Here is a 26991-nt window from a genome sequence, read left to right on the forward strand (position 1 = left end):
CGGATGACCACCTTGTCCAGCTTGGTCTTGGACGCATTGCCCACCGCTGCTGACCTCCGTTGTGTCTGAGATGATCGGGGCTGGTCGTGACTCCCGTACGGCCACCGACGGTACGCCGGTTCGGGCGCGACTCGTCACCCCGACGGAATTGGAAAACAGTAACACGTTCCAGTTCGGCGTGGTTCCCGCTTGTGCCCACCATAGACCGGTCTGTCTATCGGTGCCAATCCGCCGTCGTGTCGAACGCCCCTCTGCTGCTCGTGAGGGGTGTCCGTGATCGGGGACGACGACGAACCGACCCGATGCGACGCGTGACAGATATATAGGGATGCGGCTGTGCACCTTCCCGGGTCGGCCCGCCGGTCCCCGCGCCGCTTTCCGCGGCGACGTCCGGGGCACCTCCGCATGGGGGAGGAGTCGATCGGCGCGGGTGCCCGTCCGCCGCCCGGGGCCGGGCCGGCGCCGAACGCGACTCTTCCGAAGCGCCCCTGGCCTGGTATGAATTCTCATAGACAGGCCCCGGCACGCGTACCGTATCCGGGACCGGAGGTCGGTGGCGCACGTCGCCGACGTATCAGCGCAGGTTGGGAGCGGTTCAGTGGCGAGCAAGCAGACAGCATCGGGCGGGAAGCGGAGCCTGGTGATCGTCGAGTCCGCCACCAAGGCCCGCAAGATCCAGCCGTACCTGGGGTCCGACTACGTGGTCGAGGCGTCCGTCGGGCACATCCGCGACCTGCCCAAGGGGGCCGCCGACATCCCGGCCAAGTACAAGAAGGAGCCCTGGGCCCGACTGGGCGTGGACCCGGAGCACAACTTCGAGCCGATCTACGTGGTGAGCGCGGACAAGAAGAAGAAGGTCTCGGAGCTCAAGAAGGAGCTGGCGGGCGTGGACCAGCTCCTGCTGGCCACCGACCCGGACCGCGAGGGCGAGGCGATCGCCTGGCACCTTCTCGAGGTGCTCAAGCCCAAGGTCCCGGTCAAGCGGATGGTGTTCCACGAGATCACCAAGCCGGCCATCCTCGCCGCCGCCGAGAACACCCGCGAGCTGGACACGGACCTCGTCGACGCCCAGGAGACCCGCCGGATCCTCGACCGTCTCTACGGCTATGAGGTCTCTCCTGTGCTGTGGAAGAAGGTCATGCCGCGGCTATCGGCGGGTCGCGTGCAGTCCGTGGCCACCCGCGTGATCGTCGAGCGGGAGCGGGAGCGCATGGCGTTCGTCGCGGCCGACTACTGGGACATCACCGCGACCCTGACGACCCGCGAGGCCGCCGGTGGCGACGCCGGTGAGCCGCGCAGCTTCACCGCCCGCCTCGCCGCGGTGGACGGCGCCCGGGTGGCGCAGGGGCGCGATTTCGGCCAGGACGGTCGACTCAAGACCTCCGGCGCGGCCAAGGACGCGGTGGTGCTCGACGAGTCCGCGGCCCGCGCGCTGTCGGACGCGCTGGACGGCGCCGACTTCGTCGTCGACTCCGTCGAATCCAAGCCGTACACCCGCCGCCCCTACGCGCCGTTCATGACCTCGACGCTGCAGCAGGAGGCCGGCCGCAAACTGCGCTACACGTCCGAGCGCACCATGCGCATCGCGCAGCGGTTGTACGAGAACGGCTACATCACCTACATGCGCACCGACTCCACCACCCTGTCCGAGGGCGGCATCGCGGCCGCCCGCGCGCAGGCCACGGAGCTGTACGGCAGCGAGTACGTCTCGCCCACCCCGCGGCAGTACACCCGCAAGGTCAAGAACTCGCAGGAGGCGCACGAGGCCATCCGTCCGGCGGGGGAGTCCTTCGCCACCCCCGGCCAGCTGCACGGCGTCCTGGACGCCGAGGAGTACCGCCTGTACGAGCTCATCTGGCAGCGCACCGTCGCCTCCCAGATGGCCGACGCCAAGGGCACCTCGGTGAGCATCCGCATCACGGGCGCCGCGGGACAGAACCCGTCCGGGTACGAGCGGGCGACCTTCGCGGCCTCGGGCCGCACCATCACGTTCCCCGGTTTCCTCAAGGCCTACGTGGAGGCGACCGAGGAGCCCGGTGAGTCCTCGGACAAGCCGATGGCGGACGACGCCGAGCGGCGACTGCCGCGACTGAGCGAGGGGCAGGACCTCACGGGGTCGGACCTGTCCGCCGACGGCCACACCACCAGCCCCCCGGCCCGCTACACCGAGGCGAGCCTGGTCAAGGTCATGGAGGAGATGGGGATCGGCCGCCCCTCGACCTATGCCAGCATCATCCGCACCATCCAGGACCGCGGCTACGTGTACTCCCGGGGCAACGCGCTCGTGCCCAGCTGGGTGGCCTTCGCCGTGGTCGGGCTGCTCGAGCAGAACTTCGGTCGGTTGGTGGACTACGACTTCACCTCGCTCATGGAGGACGAGCTCGACGAGATCGCCGAGGGGCGCGAGAACCGGGACGACTGGCTGCGTCGTTTCTACTTCGGGGACCCCGGCGCGTCCGGGCCCGACGGTGGCGCCGGGGACGCGGGCCACGCGGTCGGGCTCAAGAACCTCATCGACGTCAACCTCGAGGCGATCGACGCCCGCAGCATCAACTCCATCCGGGTCTTCGACGACGCCGAGGGACGACCGGTCCACGTCCGCGTCGGGCGGTACGGTCCGTACCTCGAGCGCATGGTCGCGGGGGAGGACGGCGAGCAGGAGTCGCAGCGCGCCAACCTGCCGGAGGGGATGAGCCCCGACGAACTCACGCTCGAGGTGGCCGAGAAACTCTTCGCCACCCCGCAGGACGGGCGTCCCCTCGGTGTGGACCCGGAGACCGGTCACGAGATCGTGGTCAAGGACGGCCGCTTCGGGCCCTACGTCACCGAGAAGCTGCCCGAGCCCACCGACGAGGAGAAGGCACGGTGGGCGGAGAAGGTGCTCGCCGACGCCGAGGCGGAGAAGAAGCGTATCGACGCCGAACGCGACGCCGCGATCGCCGCCGCGGAGAACGACGAGGCCAGAGCCGAGGCCAAGAAGGCGGCGACGAAGGCCAAGTCCGCCGTGACCCGCAAGGCCAAGAAGGAATCCGACAACCCCACGGGCCCCAAGCCCCGGACCGGATCACTGATGCAGTCCATGGAGCCGGCCACGATCACGCTGGAGGAGGCGCTCAAGCTGCTGTCACTGCCGCGGACCCTGGGCGTCGACCCCGCGAGCGGCGAGGAGATCACCGCTCAGCTCGGTCGGTACGGTCCCTACCTGAGGAAGGGCACCGACTCGCGGACACTGGACACCGAGGACGCCGTGTTCACCATCACCCTCGAGGAGGCTCTGAAGATCTACTCGGAGCCCAAGCGTCGGGGTCGGCAGGCCGCCGCCCCCAAGGCGCTGCGCGAGATGGGGGTCGACGAGGTCTCCGGCAAGCAGATGCTGGTCAAGGACGGGCGCTTCGGGCCGTACGTCACCGACGGTGAGTCGAACGCGTCGCTGCGTAAGGGCGACACCGTGGAGACCCTCACCGACGCGCGCGCCTCGGAACTGTTGTCCGAGAGGCGGGCCAAGTCGCCGCCGCCCAAGAAGGCCGCGGCGAAGAAGGCCGGGGGAAAGGCGACGAAGAAGGCCCCGGCCCGGACGTCACCGGCGAAGAAGGCCACCGCGGGACGCTGACCCCCGCGGGCACCCCGCCCATACCCGGCGCCGGGGCTCGGCGGGGGGCGCTCAGGCGCCGGCGGCCTCGACTCCCTCGACGGAGGGGCGCAGCGCGACGTTGCCCGACTGCCACCGGTCCGCGAGGGTCGGCCGCAGTGGTCTGGCCAGCTGTGTCATGATTCCGCGGCCCCGCAGCTCGACGCTTCGGCCCAACACCCACCTCGCGGCTTCGGGCGCGTCCGCGTTGCGGATCGCCGCCGCCGACGCCAGCACGTGCCCCTGCTCCGACTTGGCCAGGGTGGTCAACCGTGCGGCCTCGTTGACCGGGTCGCCGATCACGGTGTACTCGAAGCGCTTGGCGTGCCCGATGTGGCCGGCGATCACGGTGCCGTAGGAGACCCCGATGCCCGCCGACAGCGGGGAGAGACCCGCGAGCTGGCTCTGTAGGGCGCGGGCGGCCCGCAGCGCCCGCCCCGCCTCGTTCTCGACCTCCAGAGGCGCGCCGAAGACGGCGAGGAGTGCATCACCCTGGAACTTGTTGATGTAGCCGCCGTTGGAGTCGACGGCCTCCACCGCGATGCGGAAGAACTCGTTGAGCACGGCGACGACCTCGGCCGGCTCGTGTGCGGCGGCGAACTCCGTCGAACCGGTGAGGTCGACGAAGAGCACCGCGACCTGCTTCTCCTGGCCCCCGAGCTCCGTCCCGCGTTCGAGTGCGTGGCGGGCGACCTCCTCGCCGACGTAGCGACCGAAGAGGTCCTGGATCGCCTCGCGCTCCTGGAGTCCGGTCACCATCTCGTTGAAGCCCTGGCCCAGTCGGCCGATCTCGGAACTGTCGTAGATCGTGACGCGGGCCTCCAGATCGCCCTTCTTGACCCGCCCGACGCCCGCCTGCATCTCGCGGACGGGATCCGCGATGGAGTCCGAGACCAGGCCCATGCCTATCGCGCCCGCGATCACGGCGACGCTGGCCATCACCGCGAGGGCTACGAGGATGTGTCCCGGGTCGTCGCCGAACAACCCGACCCACTGCCCGGTGAGGATCAGCAGGATCCCGGCGACGGGGATGACGGTGGTGAGAGCCCAGCCCAGGAAGATGCGACGACGGACCCCCGGGACGTGCCTGTTGGCGGGGACGCCCCGAGCGAGGGCGCGGACGGTGATCGGCCGCATGATCCGCTCGGCCTGGAGGTAGGAGATGAGGCAGGTGGTGGTCCCGCCGAGGATGCTCGTCACGCCCACGACCAGGGCGAGTCGGGGGGAGTGGCCCACGTTGGCGACGACGAAGACGACCGTGCCGAGCAGCCACATGGTGCCGGAGATGAGCGCCTGGTGGAACGGGAGCTTCAGGGCCCGGTTGCGGATCGCCCCGCCGAACTCCTCACCCGAGCGGTCGACCCGGAGGACCGGGAGCAGGAGCAACGTCGAGGCGATGACTCCGCCGATGAAGGCGAGCACCAGGTAACCGATGAACAGGTACTGGTTGAGGAACCGGAACTGCTCCAGGTCGAGGAAGCGGTCCATCGGCAGGACGAAGCGCAGGAACGCGAAGACGAACACCGCGCCGATGATGTTGGCCTGCACCATCGTGAGGGCGTAGACGGGCCAGGGGGTGGCCCACAGCCACCGGAACAGCCTGACCCATCGCTCCATTGGGCCAAGGGTAGTCCCAGCCCCCGTCACGGGCCCGGAGGTGTGACGGACTGCGGCGATATGGTGGGGCCATGCCAGGGGTGTTCGATCGGTTGGCCGGTCAGGCCGACGTCGTGGGGGAGTTGACCGCTGCGGCGTCGGCCGCGCGTGCGCGGGTCCCCGGCCAGGGGTGGGATGAGGCGGACGCGCGAATGGTCCACGCGTGGCTGTTCACCGGCCCGCCGGGCAGTGGACGGAGCGTCGCCGCCACGTGTTTCGCCGCCGCGTTGCAGTGCGAGCACCCGGAGGTCGTGGGCTGTGGGGAGTGCCGGTCCTGTCACACCGTCCTGGCGGGGACCCACGCGGATGTCCACCTCCTGGCGCCGCAGGGGGTCAACATCCTCCTCAAGGACGTCAAGGAGACCATCCACCGCGCCGCCAGCCGGCCCAGCACCGGGCGCTGGCAGATCGTCGTGGTGGAGGAGGCGGACCGGCTCACCGAGCAGTCCGGTAACGCCCTGCTCAAGGTGGTGGAGGAGCCGCCGAGCCGCACGGTCTTCCTGTTGTGCTCGCCCACGACGGATCCGATGGACATCATGGTCACACTGCGGTCCCGCTCGAGGAACGTCGCCCTGCGTCAACCCGACGCGGCCGCCGTCGAGGCCGCGCTCCTCGCCGATGGGGGGATCGATCCGGAACGGGCGAGGTGGGCGGCGGCCGTCTCCTCCGGTCACATCGGCCGCGCGAGGTGGTTGGCCACCGACGAGGCCACGCGTGAACGCCGCGACGTGGTGTTGGAACTGCCCATGGTCATGCACAACCCCGGCCGGGCCTTTCCGCTGGCGGACCGGTTGGTCAGCGCGGCCGAGCAGGAGGCGCTGGCCCGGAACACCCCGAACGACGAGCGTGAAGTGGAGGAACTGCGCACCGCGATGGGTGTGGGCGGGACCGGGAAGGGCGCCGTCGCGGCGGGGCGGGGCGCCGCGGGGGCCGTCAAGGAGTTGGAGAAGGCGCAGAAGTCGCGGCGGACACGCTCCACCCGCGACTCTCTCGACCTCGCCTTGGTCGACCTCGCGGGCTTCTACCGGGACGCGCTCATGGCCGGACTCGGCGTCGCGGACGTCGCCCCGGTGCACCCGGACAAGGCCGAGGAGTCGGCGCGCCTCGGGGGTCACTATCCGCCGGCGTCCGTGCTGGGGGCCATCGAGGCCATCCAGGAGTGTCGCGCGGCCATCGAGGTCAACGTCAAGCCGAAGTTCGCGGTCTCGGCGATGGTGGGGGCCATCCGGGAGGCGTTGGGCTGAGGCGGCAGGGGGAGACGCGCGGCTGCGGACGGGGCGGCCACCACGGGGGGCCAGGCGTTTTCCGACCGCGCGGGCCGGTCATATATAGTTGCCTCGCCCCACAAGGGCTCGCCGCGTTAGCTCAGTCGGTAGAGCATTTCACTCGTAATGAAAAGGTCGTCGGTTCGATTCCGACACGCGGCTCCATCAGAACCCCTGACCCCCGTCCCTTCCGGCCGGGGGTTCTCACGTATCAGCCCCTCGATGAGAAGGATTCCCATGACCTCTCAGCCACTGGTGGTCGAGCGAACCGACCACATCGAGACGTGGACGCTCAACCTGCCGGAGACCCGCAACGCCATCTCCGATCCCGCGATCGTCGACGCGCTCTGCGCCCGGGTGGCGGAGGTCAATGCTGATCACGACGTGCGCGCCGTCGTGCTCACCGGCGCGGGCTCGGCGTTCTCCGCCGGCGGCAACGTCAAGGACATGGTGGACAGGGCCGGGATGTTCGGCGGCAGTCCCTATGAACTGCGCGACGGGTACCGCACGGGCATCCAGCGGATCCCGCGCGCGCTGTACCACTGCGAGGTGCCCGTGATCGCGGCGGTGAACGGGCCCGCCGTCGGGGCGGGGTGCGACCTGGCGGTGATGTGCGATCTGCGGGTGGCGTCCACCTCGGCGTGGTTCGCGGAGAGTTTCGTGCAGCTCGGGATCATCCCGGGCGACGGCGGAGCCTGGCTGCTCACCAAGGCGATCGGTCCCGCGCGGGCCGCGGAGATGGCGCTCACCGGCGACCGGGTCACGGCAGAGCAGGCCGCCGCCTGGGGCCTGGTCAACGAGGTCGTGGAGCCCGAGGATCTGCTCCCGGCGGCCCGGGCACTGGCCGGCCGGGTGGCCAAGAACCCGCCGCACGCGGTCCGGATGGCCAAGCGACTGCTGCGCGAATCGCAGCACCAGTCGCTCGAGTCCCTCCTCGAGCTCTCGGCGGCGATGCAGGCGCTCGCACACCACACCGCCGACCACCGCGAGGCCCTCACCGCGTTCGGCGAGAAGCGTGCCGGGGAGTACGAGGGTCGCTGAGCCGCTGGCCTACCATCACCACCACCGCACGCCCTCCCGAAGGAGCATCGATGAGCTCTGCCCTGGTTCCCCCGACCACCCTGGCATCGGTGGAGATGGACGCCCTGCGCGCCGAGGTGCGGTCGTTCCTGTCCGGGGAGATCGCCGCCGGGCGGCTCACGCCGTGGATCGACACCTGGTTGACCCGGTGGGATGAGGACTTCTCCCGTCGGCTCGCCGAGAGGGGCTGGGTGGGGATGACGGTCCCGACGGAATACGGCGGACGGGGTCGCACGCATCTGGAGCGATTCGTCGTCACCGAGGAGCTCCTGGCCGTGGGGGCGCCGGTCGCCGCGCAGTGGGTCGCGGATCGGCAGATCGCGCCGTCCCTGCTGCGATACGGCACGGAGGAGCAGAAGCGTGAGTTCCTGCCCCGGATCGCGGCGGGTGAGTGCTGCTTCGCCATCGGCATGAGTGAGCCGGACTCCGGATCGGATCTGGCCAGTGTGCGGACGAAGGGCGTCCGTGTCGACGGCGGCTGGTCGATCACCGGGACGAAGGTGTGGACCTCCGGTGCGCAGCACGCCGAGGCGTTCATCGCGCTGGCCCGCACCGAGCCCCTGGACACCTCCGACCGCCACGCCGGGCTGAGTCAGTTCATCGTCGACCTGCGCGGCGAGGGCGTCACGATCCGCCCGATCGTGTCCCTGTCGGGTGACCACCACTTCAACGAGGTGGTGCTGGACGAGGTGTTCGTCCCCGACTCCCGCGTCTTCGGCGCCCTCGGCAACGGGTGGGAGCAGGTCAACTCCGAGTTGGCGTTCGAACGCAGCGGTCCCGAACGTTTCCTGTCCTCTTTCCGGCTCTTGGCCGCGGAGATCGGGGCCATCGCCGAGGGGCACCTGCCCGTCCGGACTGATCTGGGACGTTCGGTCGCGAGGATGGCGGGCCTGCACGCGCTGAGCCAGAACATCGCCGGAGCCCTCCAGCGCGGGGAGCCGGCGGACACCGCGGCGGCGCTGGTCAAGTTGCTCGGCACCACCACCGAGGGGACATCGTCGAGGCGGTCTCCGCCCGGCTCGGGGACGAGTTCACACCCGGTGTCGGTGACAGTGACGGTGACGGGGCGGCGGCCGCGTCCGAACTCGCCGATCTGCTCCGTGCCGGACTGCACCAGCGGCCCGGCTTCACCCTGCGGGGTGGCACCAACGAGATTCTGCGCGGCGTGATCGCGCGGGGACTGGGGATGCGATGAACGCCGCGAACGCCGCGAACGCTGCGAACGGGCAGAACGGCGCGACCGCGGCGACCGGCGAGGCCGTCGAGAGCGCGGGCCTCCAGATCGACGAGGACCTCGAGTCGATGATGGCCGACGTGCTGGCCCAGTTCTCCGGCCCCGCGGTGGAGCCCGATGCGGAGACCGTGTGGCGGTCCCTGTCCGAGGTGGGGATCGGTCGACTCACCGCGCCCGAGGACGGCGGGGGCAGCGGGGCGGGGTGGGCGGAGGCCTCCACCCTGCTGCGGCTGTCGGCCGCCGCCGGGGTCGCGGTCCCCTACGCGGAGACCGACCTCGTCGTCGGACCCCTGCGCCGCGCCGCGGGACTCGATGACTCCTCCACCGGTACGGCGACCCTCGCCGTTCTCGGTCCCGACGGCCGCGCCCGTCGGGTGGCCTGGGCGGGGGCGACCGACACCATCCTGGTCGTCCGCAGGACACCGGACACCGGCGGCGACGTACCGGGGTTCGAGGTCGCCGACGTCGAGACCGACAGCGCACGGATCACGGCCGGCGACGGCATCTCCGCCGTGCCGACGGGAGACGTCAGCCCGCCCGACGACGCGGGCTGGACCGCGGTCGACTCCGCCGCGGTGGAGTCGGCGGTGCTGCGCGGCGCGCTCGCCCGGGCCGTGCAGTGTGTGGGGGCCGCGGAGGGGATGCTCGAGTCGGCGATCGCCCACTCGACCGAGCGGAATCAGTTCGGCAGGGCGTTGGCGAAGTTCCAGTCCGTGCAGAACCTGGTGGTCGACATCGCCGCGGAGACCGTCCTGGCCCGGGCCGCGGTCGACCAGGCCGTCGCCGACGCCATGGTCACGGACCTCACCGGGCCGCTCTCGGAGTTCCGGGTGGCGGTGGCCCGCAGTGTGGCCTCGCAGGCCGTCGCGGTCGCGGTGCGCAACGCGCACCAGGTCCACGGGGCGATCGGCACCACGCACGAGCACACCCTGCACCGCCTGACCCTGCCTGCACTGCAGTGGCGCGGTGAGTTCGGTTCGACGGCCTTCTGGGACGCCGTTCTCACCGAGGTCGCGGTGACGGGCGGAATGGACGGCGCATGGCCGATGGTCATCGAGGGCACCTCCGTCGAGGGCGCCGCCGCGGCGTGGCTCGACCGGGCCACCCTCGGCGAATCGGGAGTCGGACGGACCCCGACCGCCCGGCCCACGGAGCCAGGCGGGCACCGACCGGCGGGACGCAATCTCGGTACGCTCGGTCAGTAGTACCGAGAAAGGTCGACCCGTGGAATTCCTCCTCATCGCCGCAGTGATCGCGGTGGCCGTCGCGGTGGTCTCCCGTAGCCAGAACAACGGTCAGACGCAGCTCCAGGCGCACGACAACCGCCATCTCGAGGACCATCGTGCCGAGGCCTCGCGCTGGGTCGAGCGCCTCGGTGGTCAGGTGTTCAACCTCGACGGCACCGACGAGGCCTCGAAGCAGGCCATGGCCGATGCGTCCGAGCGCTACACCGCGGCCGTGACCGAACTCGAGAACGCCCGCACGCCGGTCCAGGCGCGGTTGGCCAAGGACACCGCGATCGAGGGGCTGTACTACGTGCGTGCCGCCCGGTCGGCGATGGGCCTGGACCCCGGCCCGGAGCTGCCCACGACCGACGGTCAGGAACGCGCCGGCCGGGTGACCGAGGACCGGACCGTCGAGGTCGAGGGTCGCACGATGACCGCCGCGACCGGGCCGAGCGACAAGACCCCGCACTACTACCCCGGCGGTGTGGTCGCCGGACGGCCGGTGCCGGCCGGCTGGTATTCCGAGCCGTGGTGGGCCTCCGCGCTGGCGACGGGCGTGTGGATGATGGGCTCGATGATGATGTTCAACATGATGTTCGCCGGGATGGCGGGTGTCGGTTACTCCGGAGAGGACTTCGCCGCCGGGGTCGGCGAGGGCGGCGCGGACGTCAGTGACATGGGGGGCGGCGACGGCGGCGACGGCTTCTTCGACGGCGGGCTCATGGGTGGCAACGGCGGCGACGCGGGCGGCGACGGGGGAGGGTTCTTCGACGGCGGCCTGTTCGGCGGCGACGGCGGTGGAGACGGTGGAGGTGGCGGGTTCTTCGACGGCGGCCTGTTCGGCGGCGACGGCGGCGGGTTCTTCGACTTCTGACCAGGTGGCCGGGTCGGGGGCCGGGCCGGGGGCCGGGTCAGGCGCAGCCGGCCAGGACCCGCTCCATGGCCTCGTGTTCGGCGTGGGTCACCCACAGCCCGTAGCGCTCCTTGACCAGGATCTGCCGCGCGATCATGGGGCAACGGAACTCCCGACGCGGGGGCAACCAGGTGGCCGCGTCACCATCGCCCTTGCTCTGGTTGGCGTGACCCGCCACCGCCAGCAGATTGAGCGGATCGTTGGCGAAGTCCCGACGCTGCTCCAGGGTGAGTTGCTGGGCGCCCTTCTGCCACGCGTCCGACAGGGCCACCACGTGATCGATCTGCACTGCCGACGAGGTGTCCTGCCCCCGCACGAACTCGATCCGCTCCCCGGTGTAGGGCCCGTACAGGACCCCGGTGAGCACCACGCAGTCCCGGGTCCCCGGTCGCACCGTGATGTCCTGCAGATCGCGCCGCAGGATGTCGTTGCGCGTGTCGCACCCGTTGCGGCCGAACTCCACGGAGACGTCGTCCGACCACGCCTGGCCGAACAGGGCGCGGTCGTACCCGGTCTTGGGGGCGCGGCCCTTGATCTCCAGTTGGGGCAGGGCCAACCGGGCGGATGCGACCAGTGGATCCCCCGACGGGGCGGGCTCGGGTGGCGGCGGTTCGATCGGGACGGACCCCGGCACCCCCGGTCCGGGGTCGGGCGGGGTCGCCGGGTCCGACGCCGGCGGAGGCGGTGGGGCCAGGGACGACGACGAGACGGGCATTCCGACACCGCCACCCGTGACCTGCTCGATATCCGCACACCGACCCAGCCCCGCCAGAACGAGCACGGCCATCACCGACACCACTGTGACGCGAGTGGTTCGAGTGGCTCTTGAGGTCCGTGATGCCATGAACGCACTGTAGCGACACCGTCCGACACCGCCCCGCACCGTCCGGCACCGCCCCGCACCGTCCGGCACCGCCCCGCACCGTCCGGCACCGCGCCCGCCCGCCCGGTTACGCTGACGCCGATGCCGCCCGAGACCGACACCCAGCCGACCGCCCACGCCCCGGCGCGGAGCCTGGTCGCGGCGTGCGCGGTCGTCGTCGTGGCCGTCACCGCGCTGCGGACCTGGGTGGCGGCCGCGGGCTGGTTCTACTGGGACGACCTGATCCTGCACGGCAAGGCCGCCGCCCACCGGTTCCCGGACGCGGGGCTGCTGCTCGCCGACCACGACGGCCATCTGATGCCCGGGGGGATGGCGTTGGCGTGGGTCGCGGCCCACCTGGCCCCGCTCGATTTCCGCCTCCCGCTGGTGCAGATCGCCGTGTTGCAGCTCCTCGCCGGCGCGGCGCTCGCCCGGATGCTGTGGGTGCTGCTGCGGGGGCGGCCGGTGCTGCTGCTGCCGCTCGTCGCGGCCCTCGCGATCCCCCTCGGCCTCCCCGCCGCGACGTGGTGGGCGGCGGCCCTCAACGCGTTGCCGCTCACCGGGGCGATGGCGTGGTGCGTGGCCTCGACGGTGAGGCTGGCCGAGACGGGACACCGCAGGCACGCGGTGAGCGCGGTCCTGGCCACCGCGCTGGGCCTGCTGTTCGTGGAGAAGGCACTGCTCATCCCCGTGGTGTCGGCCGCCGTCCTGGTGGGCTGGTGGTGGGTCGGGCGGAGCGGGTCGGCGTCACCCCGTGCGATCTGGCGACGGACGCGAGGGGCCTGGGCCGCCCAGGGAGTCGTGCTCGTGGTGTGGGCGGCGATCTTCGTCGTCGTCGTCGGCCGTCTCGGTGGCCGGGGGACGTTCGGGGAGGTCGAGGGGACGCGACCGGGGTTCCCAGCCCTGGTGGACCACACCTACCGCCTGGCGGTCATCCCGACCCTGGGCGGCGGGCCGTGGCGGTGGGACCGGTGGCACCCGGGGCCGCCCATGGCGGACCCTCCGCTGGCCGCCGTCCTCCTCGGGGCCCTGGCGTGCGCCGGCGTGCTGGCGTGGTCCCTGGCCACCCGGCGTCACACCGGACCCGTCTGGCTGGCGGTCGCGCTCTACCCGCTCCTGTCGGTGGTCCTGGTGGCGGTGGGGAGGGCGGGGCCGGACACGGCGGCGGAGATCGTCCAGACCCTCCGGTATCACGCCGAGATGCCGCTGGTTTTGGCGGCGGCCGCCGCGCTGGCGTTGTCGGCTCCCCGGCGGGGGAGCGCGGCGACCGTCCGCCTGGTCATGCCCGCCGGAGCGGTCGCCCTGGTCGCGCTGCTCGCCTCCTCGGCGGTCTCGACCCACACCTACCGGCAGACCTGGGCCGACCAACCGTCGCGCGACTACGCCCTCCCGCTGCTCGAGGCACTCCGGGAGCGCGGCGCCCCCGTGTTCGACCAGGACCTCCCGCTCGAGGTCCTTCTCCCCGTCACCGCACCGGCCCACCGGCTGTCGTCCGTCCTCGCGGGTGTCCCCGGCATCCCCCCGGTCGCCGGTTGGACGATTGACCCGGTTCTCGTCGACGCCCTCGGCACCCTGCATCCGGCCGAGGTGGCGGCCTTGCGGACGATCCCGCAGGGCCCCGAGCCCGGGTGCGGGTACAGGATCGGGAGCGACGGGGCCCGGATCCCCGTCGACGGGCCCCTGATCGACCGGGACTGGATCGTCCAGCTCAACCTCTTCGCCGACGCGGACGGTGAGGTGGGCGTCCGGCTCGACGAGGGCTCCGAGGTGACGGCTCCGGTGTCGGCGGGCCTGGGAACGGTCTTCGTCCGCGTCGAGGGAGGGGGGACGGGGTTGACCGTCTCCCCGCGCGGCGGTGTCTCGGAGCTGTGCATCGGAAGTGGACCGGTCGGACTCCTCGTGCCGCGCTGAGGCCCGCGGGGCGGGTGGCCCATAATGGGTCGGACCGGATGAGGACGACAGAGACGGAGGCAGGTCATCGACATCGCGATGGTCATGCTGACCCTGACGTCACTCCTCGTGGTTCCCGGGCTGATCGTGGGACTGGCAGCCCGACTCCCGCTCCGGCTGGCCGTGGGCACGTCGATCCCCGTGTCCGCGGGGATCGTGACGATCGCCACCTATGTCTACGGCCGGTCCGGCGTGCCGTGGTCCCTCGCCGGGTACGCGGTCGCCACGGCCGTCACCGCGGCGATCGTGGGCCTGGTGGGACTGCTCATCTCCGGATCGCTGTGGCTCCGGCGTCGACGCCGTACCCGGGCCGGGGGCCGGTCCGGCGACCCCGGGGGCACCAGCAGCCCGATCCCGGCCCCGAGCCCCCGTCGCGCGTGGTGGTGGCTGCTGCCGGCCGCGTCGATCCTGGTGAGCGCATGGCTGATCGGCCAGATGATCATCACCGAACTCTCCGCCACCCCGGGCGGCACCGCGAACATCTTCCAGGGCTGGGACGCCCACTGGCACGCCAACTACCTCCGCTTCATCCACGACACGGGCCTGGCGTCCCCCGACCAGGCGGGCGAGCTGCGTTATCCGGAGAACGGGGCGACCCTCTACTACCCGAGCACCTGGCACGCGATCGCCGCCCTGGTGATGGGACTGCGCGGAATCGGGGCGGTCGAGACGTACAACCTCGTCCAGATCGGCTCCATGGCGCTGGTGTTCCCACTCGGCGTGGCCGCGCTCGCGTGGCTCATCACCCACCGGCGGTTCTCCCGTCCGGCCGTCGCGACCTCCGCGGCCGTCGCCGCGATGGCGACCCCCCTGTTCCCGGGGCTGCCGTTCGTGGAGGTCATGGTGGCCGCGACGCCGTCCGGGGTGGCCAACGGGCTGGCGGGACTGGTGGCCGCTGTCGTGGTGGCCTCCCTGTCCGACCGTCGCCTCGTCCCCGCCGCCGCGCTGGGCCTGGTCGGCGTCGGGGGTATCCACCCGTCGGCGATGGTCACCGCCGCGGTGATCGTGCTGTTCTGGTGGTTGTTCGAGGGCCTGTGGCGCCCGGTACGGGGCCGGCTGCGGGACTTCCTCGTCCTGGCGGGGGTCGGACTTGCGGGCGTCCTCACACTGCTGCCGCAGGTCCTCACCGTCTCCGAGGACGCGGACGAGATCTCGGCCTTCCAGTTCGAGATCGACGCCGACCGGGCGGCCGTCTGGGGTCGGGCCGTGGCGCTGCAGGTACGGCACGTGCAGGACTGGGGAGTGCGCTGGGTGCTGCTGGCCCTCGCGGTGCTCGGCGTGCTCGTCCTGGTCCGGCGCCTCGTGCTGTGGCCGATCCTGCTCTGGGCCGGGGTGCTGGTGGTGTGCGTCAATTCCATGAGCATGTTCGGCAACTGGACCGGCGGCGTCCTGCGCGGGATCGGCAGCATCTACTACAACGACCCGCGGCGGATCGGGGTGCTCCTGGCGGTCCTCGTGGCGGCCGCCGTCGGTGTGGGGGTGGGAGTGGTCGTCCAGGCGCTGGCGGGGTGGGCGGCCCGCCTGATCGACCCGATCACCGACTCGCGCGGAACCGGTGCGGCGGGTCTGCGGGTCGCCGTGGCGCTGGCCGCGTTGGTGGCCACCGGGTCGTGGGTCGTGCAGGCCTCGCCCGAGTACGCCTCGGCGGCGGGCGCGAACCAACGCGCGGGTCGGATGGTCGACGGTCACGATCTGCGCGCCTTCGAGTGGCTCTCCCGGCAACCGCAGGCCTACTCGGGACTCGTCTACACCAACCCCGACGAGGGGTCGGGGTGGATGTACGCCACCCACGGTCTGCCCTCGACCGCACGGCATTATCTCCAGCCCGGGTCCACCGCCCCGCTCACGACCGCCCTGTTCTTCAGCATGGATCGGGCCGGTACCGACCCACGCGTCGACTCCGCGCTCGACGAGCTCGGCGTGACCTACGTCTACGTCAGCCCGCCCAACTACTGGGGGTTCCAGAAGCCCAACGAGCACCTCCTCCGGCTCGATCAGACCCCGGGCCTGGTCAAGGTCTACTCGGACTCCCAGGTGCGGATCTTCGCCGTCCGTGCAGCCTTCACGCAGGAGGAGATCGATCGGATCCTGGCCGACTCCCCGTTCCCGCCGGACAGGCGCACCCCCCTCACCCGCGCCACCGAGCTGTACGGCGGGGAGTGAGCGGCCCGACCGGGTCCGGGTCGTATCCTCGGAGCTGTCGTCCGACGGGACGCCGCGGCGGCGTCGCCGCGCTTCGGGAGGGGTTCGTCAATGAAGGCACTCGTGACGGGTGGAGCCGGGTTCATCGGGTCGACCCTGGTGGATCGCTTGCTGTCCGAGGGTCACGAGGTGACCGTCGTGGACGACCTCTCGCGGGGTCGCCTCGAGAACCTCGCGAGCGCGCGGGAGGCCGGGGCGCGGTTCGGCTTCCACAGGATGAACCTGGTCGACCCCGGGATCGTGGACCTGGTCGCCGAGGTCGCGCCCGAGGTCGTGTTCCACCTGGCCGCGCAGATCGACGTGCGCCTGTCCGTGGAGGACCCGGTGTACGACGCCGAGGTCAACGTGGTGGGAACGGTCCGGCTCGCCGAGGCCGCCCGACGAGCCGGGGTGCGGCGGATCGTCTTCACCTCCTCGGGAGGGTCGATCTACGGTCCCGTGGCCGAGCTGCCGGTGGCCGAGTCGCGGCCGGTGGATCCGATGAGCCCGTACGCGGCGGGCAAGGTCGCCGGCGAGGTGTACCTCGAGATGTTCGCCAAGCTGTACGGCATCGAGTGGGCGGGCGTGGCACCGGCCAACGTGTACGGCCCGCGGCAGGACCCGCACGGTGAGGCCGGGGTGGTGGCGATCTTCGCGCAGCGACTGCTCGCGGGGCAGCCGACCCGCGTGTTCGGGAACGGGGGCAACACCCGCGATTATGTGTTCGTCGACGACGTGGTCGACGCCTTCGTGCGCGCGGCGACGGTTCCGGCGGCCGCCGGGCTGCGGTTCAACGTGGGCACCGGGGTCGAGACCAGCGACCGCGACCTGCACACCCTGGTGGCCGCGGCGGCGGGGTCGGGGACGACCCCGAGTACGCGCCCGCCCGTCTGGGGGACGTCGCCCGGTCAGCGCTGGACGCCGGCCGGGCCGCCGACGTCCTCGGCTGGGTCCCGCGGGTACCGATCGCCGACGGCGTCGAGCGCACCGTGGACTACTTCAGGGCGTGAGCCCGGGGTCCTCGTCGGCCGCTCCGGCCCCCACCTCGGCCGCGGGCGCCTGTTGTACCGCGGGGGCCTGGGGTACCGCATCCGGCTGCGGCAGGAACGGGCGGACCAGGTCGATGAGACCGGGCAGGACACCACCCGGCGCGGGGGCGGGGTCGACCGGTTGGGTGATCTGCTGTTCCGTGGGCTCCGTGGTGGCGTCCCCGGTGGCGGTCTCGGTGGCGCCGCCGCCGGTGGACGGGGTCGCCCGCTCGGCTACCGGGGCCGGTGGGGACGACTGAGCGGAACGCCGTGGGGCGACGGCCGCCGCGGCCGCCGCGGTCGTGGGTACCGAGACCTGGGCGGTCCCCGCCGTCGAGGACCCGGTCTCCGCCGTCCCGGCGTCTGTCGCGGGACCATCGCCGACCGGGGTGTCCGGGCTCTCGACCGAGGTCTCGGTCGAGTCGCCGGGTGCGCCCTCATCGGCCGGCTCGGAGGTGGTCACGGCGACGGGCTCCGGCGAGGCGTCGGCGGTCTGGGCGGCGGACACCTGCTCGCGCGCCCGCTCGACCGCCAGGGCGTTGCGGTGGGAGTCGTACCAGAGTCCGGTGGAGATCAGCCCGGCGGAGACCACGCCGAGGGCGCCCACCCCAGAGCGGTGGCCGAGGGGCGTGGGAAGCGGGAGTCCAGCGGAGCCATGGGCCCCAGTATCAGTCACCCGCGGTGCCCGGGACAACCCCGAGCCCCGCCGCGCGTGTCGACACCGGAACGGCGACAAGGCGTTCCGGACCCTCCCACAGGACCTGGGCGTCACCGTACGGGTCGTCGGCCCGGCGGAGCCACAGCCCCGTGGCATGACGCCACACCGTGGGCAGGATCCGTCCGTCATCTCCCGGGCCGGCGCGCGTGTGGCGGGCCCGGATCCGACGGTCACGCCAGAGCGGCACCCGGCCGCCGAGCATCACGGCGAGCATCGCCTCGAACGCACCGCACCCGCGGTCGAACACCCCGCCGTGGCCGCGCGTGCCGTAGACGGGGGTGCCGTCGGCGAAGCACCCGGTGTCGAGGCGGGTGGCGCCGTCGGAGAGGTCGGAGGTGGACCAGGCCCGCCTCAACCCCCATCTGACCTGCAGTAGCTCGACCGGGTCCCCGGGAGCGGTGAACGAGAATCTGCGGACGGGGCCGGGGGACCTCCAGTCGGCCGGCCCCGACACCCCCACCCCGAGGTCCGGGGACTCGGCGTAGATCACCCGGTCGGCGCGCAGCCCCAGCCGCTCCGCGGTCCCGACGATCCGCCCGCCGTAGGAGTGGCCCACGACGGTCAGCGCCGCGCCCGGGCACTCGATCTCGATCACCCGGTCCACCTCCCGACAGAACCGGACCAGGCGGGGCGCCATCGCCTCGGCGTACCGCGGATCGCCGGCGTCGGCCATGATGTCCTGCGGGAACTCGCCGTCGAGAAACGCCACCACGACCAGCCGGCCACCGCCGGCCTCCACCAGGTCCACCGCGACGTCGGTGTTGACGTGGGACATGTCGAGGTTGGTGCCCGTGCCGGGGACGTAGACCGCGACCGCCTCGGTGCGCGGACCGACCTCCCCCACCACCTCGATCATCCGCCCACCTCGCAGGGGGGAGAACCCCACGAAGGACCGACGACGACGACCCGGCCCCCGTCGCGTCATGGTCTCCAGTCGCCCGATCCGCGGACTCCACGGTGTCCCGGCCAACTGCTCGCGGTGCAGTGCGCGGCGTACCAGGACTGAGTTCGCCCGCGCCCGCACCGGCCACGGAACGCCGTAGGTGCCGCCGACGGCGTCGGGCTCGGCCAGCGCGAGCAGGCGCCGGTCGGCGGGGCTCAGGTGCTCGATGCTCGAGTACACCTCGTCGGGCGTGGCCTCTGGCCAGGCCGCGACGACGGCCCGGGTGTCGAGCGTCCCGGCGGGTGCTCGCCCGGCGGGGTCCGAGCCGGCCGGGCCGCCCGCCCCGGCCAACCTCGCCAGATCGGTCAGCGCGTTGTCGACCGCCCGGTCCAGCGACGCCCGCAGGCGGTCCCGGCCGGAGACCGGCACCGGGTCCGGGCCGTCGAGGTCGGCCCAGACGTCCTCGGCGAGCTCGACGAGCCGGTAGACACCCGCCAGGAGCTCGTCGATCCCGCGGGCCTCGGCGTCGATCGCCACTGCCAGGGCGGTCAGCGCGGGTGAACGGGTGGGGGAGGACGCCAGGGCGTCCCGCGCGATCGTCAGCGCGTCCCGGGCCGCCACCATGCGGGCCGCCACGTCGAGGAGCGACCGCACCTGCTCCGGTGGCGGGTCCTCGGCCAGGGCTCCGGTCACCGGAGTCGCCGCGTCGGGTGGGTGTCGGCCAGGTCCCGGGCGGCCTGCTCTGTCTCGGCGTCGGAGGCCGCGCCGTCGGCCAGCGACCGTGCGATGTCGTGCAGTCGGGTGACCCGGGCGAGGGCGGGGGCCAGGAGGTCGCGCACCGCGTCGTCGTCGAACCGCTCCCTCGCCGCCTCGAGCCGCAACGCGAGCCGGCCCGCTTCCGCACGGACCTCCACGTCACCGGACCCCGCGCCGCCGGTACCCACGTCACCGGACCCCGCGCCGCCGGTACCCGCGCCACCAGCGGACCGGCCGGTCACCGTCGTAGGCGGTCGTCGTCGTCCGCGACGGGCATCACCGCGGTCGCGTCTGGCCGGTCCTCCGGCCGCACCGCGTTCTGCAGCGCGATCGACCGGGCCAGTCGGGCGTACCGCAGTTCCTGTTCGCGGAATCGCACGTAGGTGGAGACGGTGACGAATGCGAAGCCCATGACCAGCGCGTACAGCACCAGGTCCGTGCCCCGCTGGACGCCCAGGGCATTGGCCACCACGGTGAGGTCGTCCGGGCGCAGCACCGCATAGACCATGAACACCACGAACAGCACGAAGCCGATCTTGACCCCGGCCTTCGCCCGGGCTTTGCGCCGGTTGGCGAGGAAGAACGCCACCAGCGCGGCGCCGGCGAGCAGCAGTAGTGCCTTGATCATCGCGGCAACCTCTTTCCCACGAACCCGTCGGAGAGGATGTTGATCCCGTTGAGCAGCGACTGCCCCTTCGACATGGAGTACTCGGTGTAGAGGATGTCGACGGGCTGCTCCGCGACGCGCCACCCACGGTTGTCCATCAGTTCCACGAACTCGCTGGCGTGGCTCATGCCGTTCATCCGCAGGTTGAGGTCGTTCGCGACCCGCTCGTTGAACACCCGGAGCCCGTTGTGGGCGTCCGTCAGGCCGAGCCGGCGGGTGCGTGGGCTCAACATGACGACGGTCCTCAGGACGATCCGCTTGATCAGCGGGACCTGATCGCCCTCGCGTCGCGGGCGGCCGAAGCGGGTACCCACCACGATGTCGACCGGTTCGGCTCGGACCCTCTCGACCATCGCGAGGACGTCCTTGACCTGGTGCTGGCCGTCGGCGTCGAAGGTGACGAAGTAGCGGGCGCCGGGTTGGGTGCGGGCGTACTCGACACCTGTCTGGATGGCAGCGCCCTGCCCGAGATTGACCGGGTGGCGGACGAGGTGCGCCCCCGCCCGGTGGATCGCGGCGGCGGACTCGTCGGACGACCCGTCGTCGACCGCCACGATGTTCGGGAACGTCTCTCGCGCACTGCTGAGCACGTCCTCGATGACGGTGCCCTCGTTGAAGCATGGCACGATCAGCCAGACGTCGCGGTTGCCCGCGGGGTCGTCTGCGGGGTCGCCGCCGGCCGTGTCACCGTGCTCTGGGAGTCGCTCACTGTCACTGCTCATCGCCGGTCGATACTATGCGATCGGACGGACAACCCGGTGACGAGAAGGACGGCGGTTCCCCGATGGCCATCGATGTGATGCTCCCCTACTACGGGGACGTCGGCCACTTCAAGAAGGCTGTGGACAGCGTTCTCTCCCAGAGCTATTCGGACTTCCGACTGGTCGTGGTGGACGACGGCTACCCGGACCCGGAGCCCGCCCGCTACATGGGGGAGATCACCGCACGCGACGAGCGGGTGACGTACGAGAAGAACGAGACCAACCTCGGTGCCAACGGCAACTACCGCAAGTGCCTGGAGATGGTCACCGCGCCGGTCGTCGTGGTGATGGGCGCCGACGACATCATGCTGCCCAACTATCTGCAGGTGGTGGCCGACGGGTTCGCGGCCGTTCCCGACGCCGCGGTGATGGAGGTGGGCGTCAGCGTGATCGACGAACACGGTGCGCCGGTCCGGCCACTGTCGGACACCGTCAAGTCGTTCACCCAGCCCAGGACAGACGGGCGCACGGTCCTGCACGGCGAGAAGCTGATGACCTCGCTGATGCACGGCAACTGGACCTACTTCCCGTCACTGGCGTGGAGTTCCGAGTGGATTCGCCGCATCGGGTTCCGCGAGGGGCTCGACGTGGTGCAGGACCTGGCGCTGTTGGTCGACGTGATCACCGCTGGCGGCCACATGGTCTACGACCCGACGCTGGCATTCCTTTACCGCCGGCACTCGGCGTCCGACTCCTCGGTGCGTGCGCTCGACGGCCGCCGCTTCGACGAGGAGGCCCGCTTCTTCGCCGCCGAGGCGGACGCGTTCGCCGCCCGGGGCTGGAAGAAGGCCGAGCGGGCCGCGCGACTGCACGTGACGTCGCGGCTCAACTCCCTGTCGCTGCTGCCCACCGCGGCCCGGGCCGGCAAGCTCGCCGAGGGTGGCAAGCGGCTCCTCGGCCACAGCTTCAGGAGGTTCTGACCCGGGCCGGGCACGACCCCGGGGCGGCTTAGATTTGGTCGTCCCTGCTGCGCCGGAAAGGCCCCCGCGCCGCAATGGGCACGACCAGAATCGGAGGCAGGTGAGCCGCCGGAATGGCCGGAGTGGAGGTCTATGTGATTCCCGAGCAGTGGATCCCGCACCGCCGTGAGGACGGCGAGCTGATCGGCTGGATCGACATGACAGCCGCGGCGCCGCTGCTCGTGCCGATCGACCGCCTCGGCCGCCCGCTCGACCCGGTCGAGCACTGGCACCGGGCGGAGGAGGTCCTCGAGGGGATCGGCCTGCGGTTCCTCATGGAGCGTTTCCTGTTCGGCGAGGACGGAGCCCAGACCGTGGTTCGGATCGCCCACCTGTACGAGGACCGGATCGTCCTGTCGACCGCGCTCACCGATGCGATCGAGGAGGTCGGCCGCGAGATCGTGGTGCCCTTCCCCGCGCCGAGCACGCTGCGCCCCGCCTGAGCCGCCGCCCGCCGAGCACGCTGCGCCCCGCCTGAGCCGCCGCCCGCCGAGCACGCTGCGCCCCGCCTGAGCCGCCGCCCGCCTGAACCACGGCCCGGCCGGTCAGCGTCGCACGATCACCACTCGCGATCCCACCTCGCGGACGTCGAACAGCTCCGGGTCCGCGAACTGAGCCGGGGAGAACCGGATCGTCTCCCGGCTGTTGTTCCGGGCCAGCGGCATCTCGTTGATCGCCACCGGCAACCCCCAGGTCCGGATGCCCTCCCGCGCGAGCACCAGGACATCCGGGCCGCGGAAGGGTCCGGACTCCAGCGCGTCGGCCAGTTCGCGCGGGGAGGTGGCGGTGGCCCACCGGCGGATCTCGTCCGTCCTCTCGGTGTACCGACCGGCCGGGGTGGCATAGGCCTGCGCGGGCGCCTGGAAGGTGAAATAGGGGCGGTAGGAATAGACGGTCGGGACCGCGGTGAGCACCACCAGATCGGAGGGCTCCCGCCCGGGGGTCATCTCGTCGATCGCCTCCATCACCGGCGTGGGCGCGGCGACGGTGTCACGGGCGGCGGCGGCGAAGGCCGAGTCCTCCTCGGAGACGTGCTGCACCATCTGGACCGCGGCCAGGCCGGCCACGACCACGGCCACCGCGGCGACCCGCCCGCGGGAGTGCGCGGGCGACGTCGCCACCGCCCACCGGGCCAGGGCGAGCGAGCCCACCACACCGGCGAGCGCGAGAGCCAGCGTGATCGCCGGGATCAACCGGAACGGCAGCAGCGTGGATCCGGTGGCCGCCCTCAGGCCCGACAGGGCGTACCAGCCGAACACCGTGAGGACCATCAGCCCCAGCGCCTGCGCCAGCACGAGCGAGCGCGTCGGTGTGGGCAGGGGCCAGCCCGGCCGGGAGGACGTGACCTCGTCGTCGTCCTCGGGGGGTGCGCCGATCCGGGCGCCCAGGGCCGCCGCACCGCGGTCCGAGAGCCGGCCGGCGCCGTCCGGCCACACGGTCACCACCACCCACACCACCCCGATCAGGCACAGCAGGCCCGCGGCGGACACCTCGAACATCGGCAGTGGCCAGCGCGATGCGATCTCCGGGGCGAAGTCGTTGGCCACGGACGGCTCGGTCTCGGCGCCGCCCAGCACGGCCAGGAGGAAGCGGTGCCAGAACAGCAGTGCCAGGAGAGCGGAGATGCCGGCCATCGCGGCCAGGTGGGCGATCAGTGTGCCGACCACGGCGCGGTCGGAGCGGTGGCGCCAGGTGGTGATGACGACGACGAGGGCGACCAGCAACGCCGCGACACCCGCGATGAGCGTGTAGTCCAGGGCGGCCCATCCGAGGTAGCCGCCGATCGTCACGACCAGCGGCCACGTGGGTCGGCCGCCGTCGGTGCCCCGCGTCACCGCGGCGGCGCGTGCGCAGAGCAGGAAGGTCGCCACCACGACCTGCGGGAGGAGGCAGATGAGGATCCACGAGTAGGGCTCGTAGGCGTTGGTGTGTCCCCCCACGACCGCGGTGACCAGACCGAACAGCACGGCGAGCCGGGTCGGCACCAGCCAGCGCCAGGCGACGAAGGCGATCGCGCCCGCGATCGCCATGGTGGCGATCGCATAGGGCTTGTAGAACTCCCAGCCCTCGATCCCGGTCAGGGCGGCCAGTCGCCCGCCCACCCAGAACCACTGCGGCGGGTAGAAGGGCGCGGCGTCGGCGAAGAAGGGGTCGGCGAGCGCGGGGGAGTCGGCGAAGCGGGTCACGTACGCGACGCGGTTGAGCTGGTCGCCGCCGAGGCCGAAGAGGTAGTGCGGCGTCCCGGTCAGCAGCAGGCCGAGGTGGGAGGAGGCGAGAAACGCCGGGCCGGCGGTCCCGAGGAGCCACAGGCCGCGATCGCCGGTACCGCGGCCGGTCCCTCGGCCCCGGCGCCCCCCGCGCAGCAGGAGCCAGCCGGCCAGCACCACCAGCCCCGCGGCGAGGGTCGCTCCCAGGGCCTCGGGCAGCCAGCTGGGCTCCGGCAGGGACAGCGCATCGACGGTCGTGAGGGTCAGTGCGGCCACCAGTGTGGCGACGACGAGCCCCGCCAGGAGTTCACCCGCGCGCCGCGCGAGCAACCGGGCCTCGCTCATCCGTCGCGGCCCCGGTCGAGGCGGGCGGATACCGCGAGGCCGGCGACGTGCACCGCCACCCCGATGCCGGGCCCCGCGAGGAGGGCGATCGCCGATCGCACGTCGAGCGGGCCGGGCACCGAGACCAGGAGGACCAGCGCCGCCCCCACTGCCACCCACCAACCGGCGTTGTAGAGCGTGTGTCGGTCGAAGGCCAGCGCGGCGTTGCCCGTGACCATGAGGGCGGCGGTACCGACGGAGGCCGCGGTGAGCGCGGCCAGGACCGCTCCGGGGAGCTCGAACTCGGCCCCGAACAGCACCCGGATGAGCCACGGGCCCACGAGCCAGGCTGCGCCCGCACCCACCAGGCCGACCGCGGTGACCAGCCCGAGCGGGCCGGCCAGTGCGCGCGGGCCGAGCTCGCGGCGCTGGACGAAGTAGACGATGATCGCGCTCTGGAAACTGGTCAGCGGTACCAGCAGCGGCGCGCGGGTGAGGGTGATGGCCAGGATGACCGCGCCGACCAGTGGCGCGGGGTCCGACTCGCGGACGGTGGCGGTGACGAACACGGGAAACCCCACCACCAGGGCGGCGGTCCCCGCCGAGGCCAGCATCGCCGAGGCGGTGTTGCGCCAGAACCGTCGACGGCCCACGTCGACCGCGCGGGTCAGCGCCTCTCGGGTGGCCGGGGACAGGGCGATCATCACAGCCCAGGTGACGGTGCCGGCGACGGTGGCGAAGGCGAATCCGAGCCCGGCGTCACCGGCCCACCACGCCACGCCGGCCACGCCCAGTCGCAGCGCGGCGTCCACGGTGAGGAGCACCGCGTACAGGCCCCAGCGCTCGGTTCCCGAGAGCGCCCCCGCCGTGGCGGCCTGGAGGCTGAAGCCGAGGATCCCCACCGCCATCACCGCCACGCCCACCCCGGAGAACGCGGGCAGTCCCAGGCGTGGCCAGGCGGGAGCGCTCACCGCGACGACGCAGGCCAGCACGAGGCCCAGCATCAGTCCGGCGGGCAGGAGCCGGACCCGGCCTCCCGTCCCCGGTGCCGGGAGAACCGCCGCGGGACCCACCCGGGCCGACCTCACGGCCCGGGTGGTCTCCTGCATGAGTCCGTTGGCCACTCCGCCGAGAGCGAAGAACGCGCCCCAGTAGGTGGCGAAGAGCGGGTAGTCCGACGGTCCGAGCGTCCGGCCGGCGACCAGCATCACGAGGTAGCCGGAGGCGGCCGCGAACGCCGTCGCCAGCGTCAGTGCCCGCATCCCACCCACGGCGCGGCGGCCGGTCGTGGGGGTCGGGTCAGCGGCGGCCGGAGTGGTCATCGGGCATGCCGAGGGTGGGCGGCAACGGTTCGGAGAACAGCCAGGCGGACCACAAGGGCCGCAGATCCACGGGGGAGTGGTCCGCGGCCATGTGGAGGAAGTCGTCGGTGGTCGCGGTCTTTCCCGAGTACTTGACCACCCAGCCGCGGAGCAACCGGAAGAACTGCTCGTCGCCGATGGTCAGGCGCAGCGCGTGCAGGGCGAGCGCACCGCGCTTGTAGACGCGGTCGTCGAACATGTCCTTGGGGCCGGGATCGGACAGCAGCAGATCCTGGGGGGAGTTCTGCAGCTTGGAGTAGTAGCGCAGCGCGTGGCTGCCCGCGTCCGCGCCGCCGGAGAACTCCGTCCACAGCCACTCGGCGTAGCAGGCGAAGCCCTCGTGGAGCCAGATGTGCTTCCACTCGGCGGCGGTGACGGCGTTGCCGAACCACTGGTGGGCGAGTTCGTGGGCGATCAGCCGTTCGTCGTCCGTCCCCGCCTCGGCGGTGTTGCGGCCGAACGTGGACATTCCCATCGCCTCGAGAGGGATCTCCAGTTCGTCGTCGGTCACCACCACCTTGTACTCGCCGAAGGGGTACGGGCCGAACAGGTCGGTGAAGACGTCGATCATCTCGAGCTGGCGGGCGAACGCCACCCGGAAGTCCCGCTTGAGGTCCGCGGGAAGATAGGCGTGGACCGGCACCGAGCCACCCGTCACCTCCAGGTGCTCGTACCGTCCCAGGTTGATGGTCACGAGGTAGGTGGAGGTGGGCTGCGGGAGGTCGAACTCCCACGTGGTGGTGCTGCCACTGCGCTTCTTGCCCACCAGCGACCCCGTCACGACGGCGCGGTACGGCGAGTCCGTGGTGAGACGGATCCGGAACGGGGCCTTGGACGAGGGGTGGTCGTCGCACGGGAACCAGCTGGCGGCCCCGTTGGGTTGGTTCGCCACCAGGACGCCGTCGGTCAGTTCCTCCCAACCGACCTCCCCCCAGGCGCCGCGGATGGGGCGCGGGTTGCCCGAGTACCGGATGGTGAGGGTGAACGCCGCGCCCACGGGGATCGGGTCGGTCGGGGTGACGCTGAGCTTGCCCCGCGGCCGGCCGTACCGGGCGACCCGGCCGCGGTCGAGCGAGACCTTGGAGACGTCGAGGTGGGGGGACAGGTCGAGCTGAACGGACTCGAGCGGTTCGGTGGCCGTGGCGGTGATCACGGCCTGACCGCGCAGGTTGTTGGAGCTCATCTTGTAGGTGAGGTCCAGTTCGTACCGGGTCACCCGGTAGCCGTGGTTCCCGGCGCTGGGCAGGTAGGGATCCACCGGATCGGCGCGCGACGAATCGCGGGGGGCGGCGATCTTGGCGATGAGGTCCTTCTTGACTGCCTTCAATTCCA

General features: G+C 72.0%; 19 protein-coding genes, 1 tRNA gene and 2 pseudogenes. 12 read left to right on the forward strand and 10 right to left on the reverse strand.

Annotated elements, in window-relative coordinates:
• Positions 1 to 598 precede the first annotated feature (598 nt).
• The gene (gene topA / locus CT688_RS02580; RefSeq protein ID WP_107755643.1) at positions 599 to 3610 is read left to right on the forward strand and encodes a type I DNA topoisomerase; all 3012 of its coding nucleotides are present in this window, start codon (positions 599 to 601) and stop codon (positions 3608 to 3610) included.
• A 51-nt stretch (positions 3611 to 3661) separates the two neighbouring features.
• Here the strand turns inward: topA and CT688_RS02585 are convergent, their stop codons facing one another.
• A complete protein-coding gene (locus tag CT688_RS02585) occupies positions 3662 to 5245 on the reverse strand; it encodes an adenylate/guanylate cyclase domain-containing protein (RefSeq protein ID WP_107755644.1) in 1584 nt (527 codons plus the stop codon).
• 71 nt (positions 5246 to 5316) lie between these two features.
• On the opposite strand from CT688_RS02585, the gene CT688_RS02590 reads away from it, so the two are divergent.
• The 6 genes and pseudogenes from CT688_RS02590 (at position 5317) to CT688_RS02615 (ending at position 10963) form a co-directional block, all read left to right on the forward strand.
• Positions 5317 to 6528 (forward strand): DNA polymerase III subunit delta', encoded by a 1212-nt coding sequence (locus CT688_RS02590; protein ID WP_107755645.1) that lies wholly within the window; start codon positions 5317 to 5319, stop codon positions 6526 to 6528.
• Positions 6529 to 6638: 110 nt separating this feature from the next.
• Positions 6639 to 6714, forward strand: a tRNA-Thr gene (locus CT688_RS02595).
• Between the two features lie 72 nt (positions 6715 to 6786).
• Positions 6787 to 7590 (forward strand): crotonase/enoyl-CoA hydratase family protein, encoded by an 804-nt coding sequence (locus CT688_RS02600; RefSeq protein WP_107755646.1) that lies wholly within the window; start codon positions 6787 to 6789, stop codon positions 7588 to 7590.
• A gap of 50 nt (positions 7591 to 7640) precedes the next feature.
• A pseudogene (locus CT688_RS02605) lies at positions 7641 to 8824 on the forward strand (acyl-CoA dehydrogenase family protein).
• A gap of 107 nt (positions 8825 to 8931) precedes the next feature.
• On the forward strand, positions 8932 to 10068 hold the full coding sequence (locus CT688_RS02610) for an acyl-CoA dehydrogenase family protein (protein WP_370446347.1): 1137 nt from the start codon (positions 8932 to 8934) through the stop codon (positions 10066 to 10068).
• A 19-nt stretch (positions 10069 to 10087) separates the two neighbouring features.
• Positions 10088 to 10963 carry a hypothetical protein gene (locus tag CT688_RS02615; protein WP_107755648.1) on the forward strand — a complete coding sequence of 292 codons (876 nt, stop codon included), beginning with the start codon at positions 10088 to 10090 and terminating at the stop codon, positions 10961 to 10963.
• Between the two features lie 37 nt (positions 10964 to 11000).
• Here the strand turns inward: CT688_RS02615 and CT688_RS02620 are convergent, their stop codons facing one another.
• Positions 11001 to 11846 (reverse strand): HNH endonuclease family protein, encoded by an 846-nt coding sequence (locus CT688_RS02620; RefSeq protein WP_231750468.1) that lies wholly within the window; start codon positions 11844 to 11846, stop codon positions 11001 to 11003.
• A 120-nt stretch (positions 11847 to 11966) separates the two neighbouring features.
• Here CT688_RS02620 and CT688_RS02625 point away from each other — a divergent pair, with 120 nt between their 5' ends.
• The 3 genes and pseudogenes from CT688_RS02625 to CT688_RS02635 all read left to right on the forward strand — a co-directional run bounded on the left by CT688_RS02625 (position 11967) and on the right by CT688_RS02635 (position 17005).
• Entirely contained in the window at positions 11967 to 13775 is a 1809-nt protein-coding gene (locus tag CT688_RS02625; protein WP_107755649.1) for a hypothetical protein, read from the forward strand.
• A 78-nt stretch (positions 13776 to 13853) separates the two neighbouring features.
• Positions 13854 to 15977, forward strand: a complete 2124-nt coding sequence (locus CT688_RS17455) for a DUF6541 family protein (protein ID WP_197431464.1) — start codon at positions 13854 to 13856, stop codon at positions 15975 to 15977.
• Between the two features lie 90 nt (positions 15978 to 16067).
• A pseudogene (locus CT688_RS02635) lies at positions 16068 to 17005 on the forward strand (NAD-dependent epimerase/dehydratase family protein).
• Here CT688_RS02635 and CT688_RS02640 read toward each other — a convergent pair.
• The 5 genes from CT688_RS02640 to CT688_RS02660 all read right to left on the reverse strand — a co-directional run bounded on the left by CT688_RS02640 (position 16995) and on the right by CT688_RS02660 (position 20769).
• A complete protein-coding gene (locus tag CT688_RS02640) occupies positions 16995 to 17630 on the reverse strand; it encodes a hypothetical protein (protein ID WP_159077980.1) in 636 nt (211 codons plus the stop codon). The pseudogene CT688_RS02635 and the gene CT688_RS02640 sit on opposite strands and share 11 nt — an antisense overlap.
• 61 nt (positions 17631 to 17691) lie before the next feature.
• Positions 17692 to 19317 carry an alpha/beta hydrolase gene (locus CT688_RS17990; RefSeq protein ID WP_107755651.1) on the reverse strand — a complete coding sequence of 542 codons (1626 nt, stop codon included), beginning with the start codon at positions 19315 to 19317 and terminating at the stop codon, positions 17692 to 17694.
• Positions 19314 to 19622, reverse strand: coding sequence for a hypothetical protein (locus CT688_RS02650; RefSeq protein ID WP_107755652.1), 309 nt, complete (start codon positions 19620 to 19622; stop codon positions 19314 to 19316). Before CT688_RS02650 ends, CT688_RS17990 begins: the two co-directional genes overlap by 4 nt.
• The gene (locus CT688_RS02655) at positions 19619 to 20008 is read right to left on the reverse strand and encodes a DUF2304 domain-containing protein (RefSeq protein WP_107755653.1); all 390 of its coding nucleotides are present in this window, start codon (positions 20006 to 20008) and stop codon (positions 19619 to 19621) included. The genes CT688_RS02650 and CT688_RS02655 overlap by 4 nt, the downstream gene beginning before the upstream one ends.
• Positions 20005 to 20769, reverse strand: a complete 765-nt coding sequence (locus tag CT688_RS02660; RefSeq protein WP_231750469.1) for a glycosyltransferase family 2 protein — start codon at positions 20767 to 20769, stop codon at positions 20005 to 20007. Before CT688_RS02660 ends, CT688_RS02655 begins: the two co-directional genes overlap by 4 nt.
• 62 nt (positions 20770 to 20831) lie before the next feature.
• Between CT688_RS02660 and CT688_RS02665 the strand changes: the two genes are divergently transcribed.
• Together CT688_RS02665 and CT688_RS02670 are read left to right on the forward strand one after the other, a co-directional pair.
• Positions 20832 to 21728, forward strand: coding sequence for a glycosyltransferase (locus CT688_RS02665; RefSeq protein ID WP_107757959.1), 897 nt, complete (start codon positions 20832 to 20834; stop codon positions 21726 to 21728).
• A gap of 113 nt (positions 21729 to 21841) precedes the next feature.
• Complete coding sequence (locus CT688_RS02670) at positions 21842 to 22210, forward strand: hypothetical protein (protein ID WP_231750470.1); 369 nt, start codon at positions 21842 to 21844, stop codon at positions 22208 to 22210.
• A 102-nt stretch (positions 22211 to 22312) separates the two neighbouring features.
• Here the strand turns inward: CT688_RS02670 and CT688_RS02675 are convergent, their stop codons facing one another.
• The 3 genes from CT688_RS02675 to CT688_RS02685 are packed head-to-tail and all read right to left on the reverse strand — an operon-like array spanning position 22313 to position 26986.
• Positions 22313 to 24319 carry an arabinofuranosyltransferase gene (locus CT688_RS02675; RefSeq protein ID WP_107755654.1) on the reverse strand — a complete coding sequence of 669 codons (2007 nt, stop codon included), beginning with the start codon at positions 24317 to 24319 and terminating at the stop codon, positions 22313 to 22315.
• Positions 24316 to 25620, reverse strand: a complete 1305-nt coding sequence (locus CT688_RS02680) for a polysaccharide biosynthesis protein (protein ID WP_107755655.1) — start codon at positions 25618 to 25620, stop codon at positions 24316 to 24318. Before CT688_RS02680 ends, CT688_RS02675 begins: the two co-directional genes overlap by 4 nt.
• Entirely contained in the window at positions 25598 to 26986 is a 1389-nt protein-coding gene (locus CT688_RS02685; protein ID WP_197431497.1) for a M1 family metallopeptidase, read from the reverse strand. Before CT688_RS02685 ends, CT688_RS02680 begins: the two co-directional genes overlap by 23 nt.
• Positions 26987 to 26991 lie beyond the last annotated feature (5 nt).

The sequence above is a fragment of the Dietzia sp. JS16-p6b genome (assembly GCF_003052165.1).
Taxonomy (GTDB): Bacteria; Actinomycetota; Actinomycetes; order Mycobacteriales; family Mycobacteriaceae; genus Dietzia.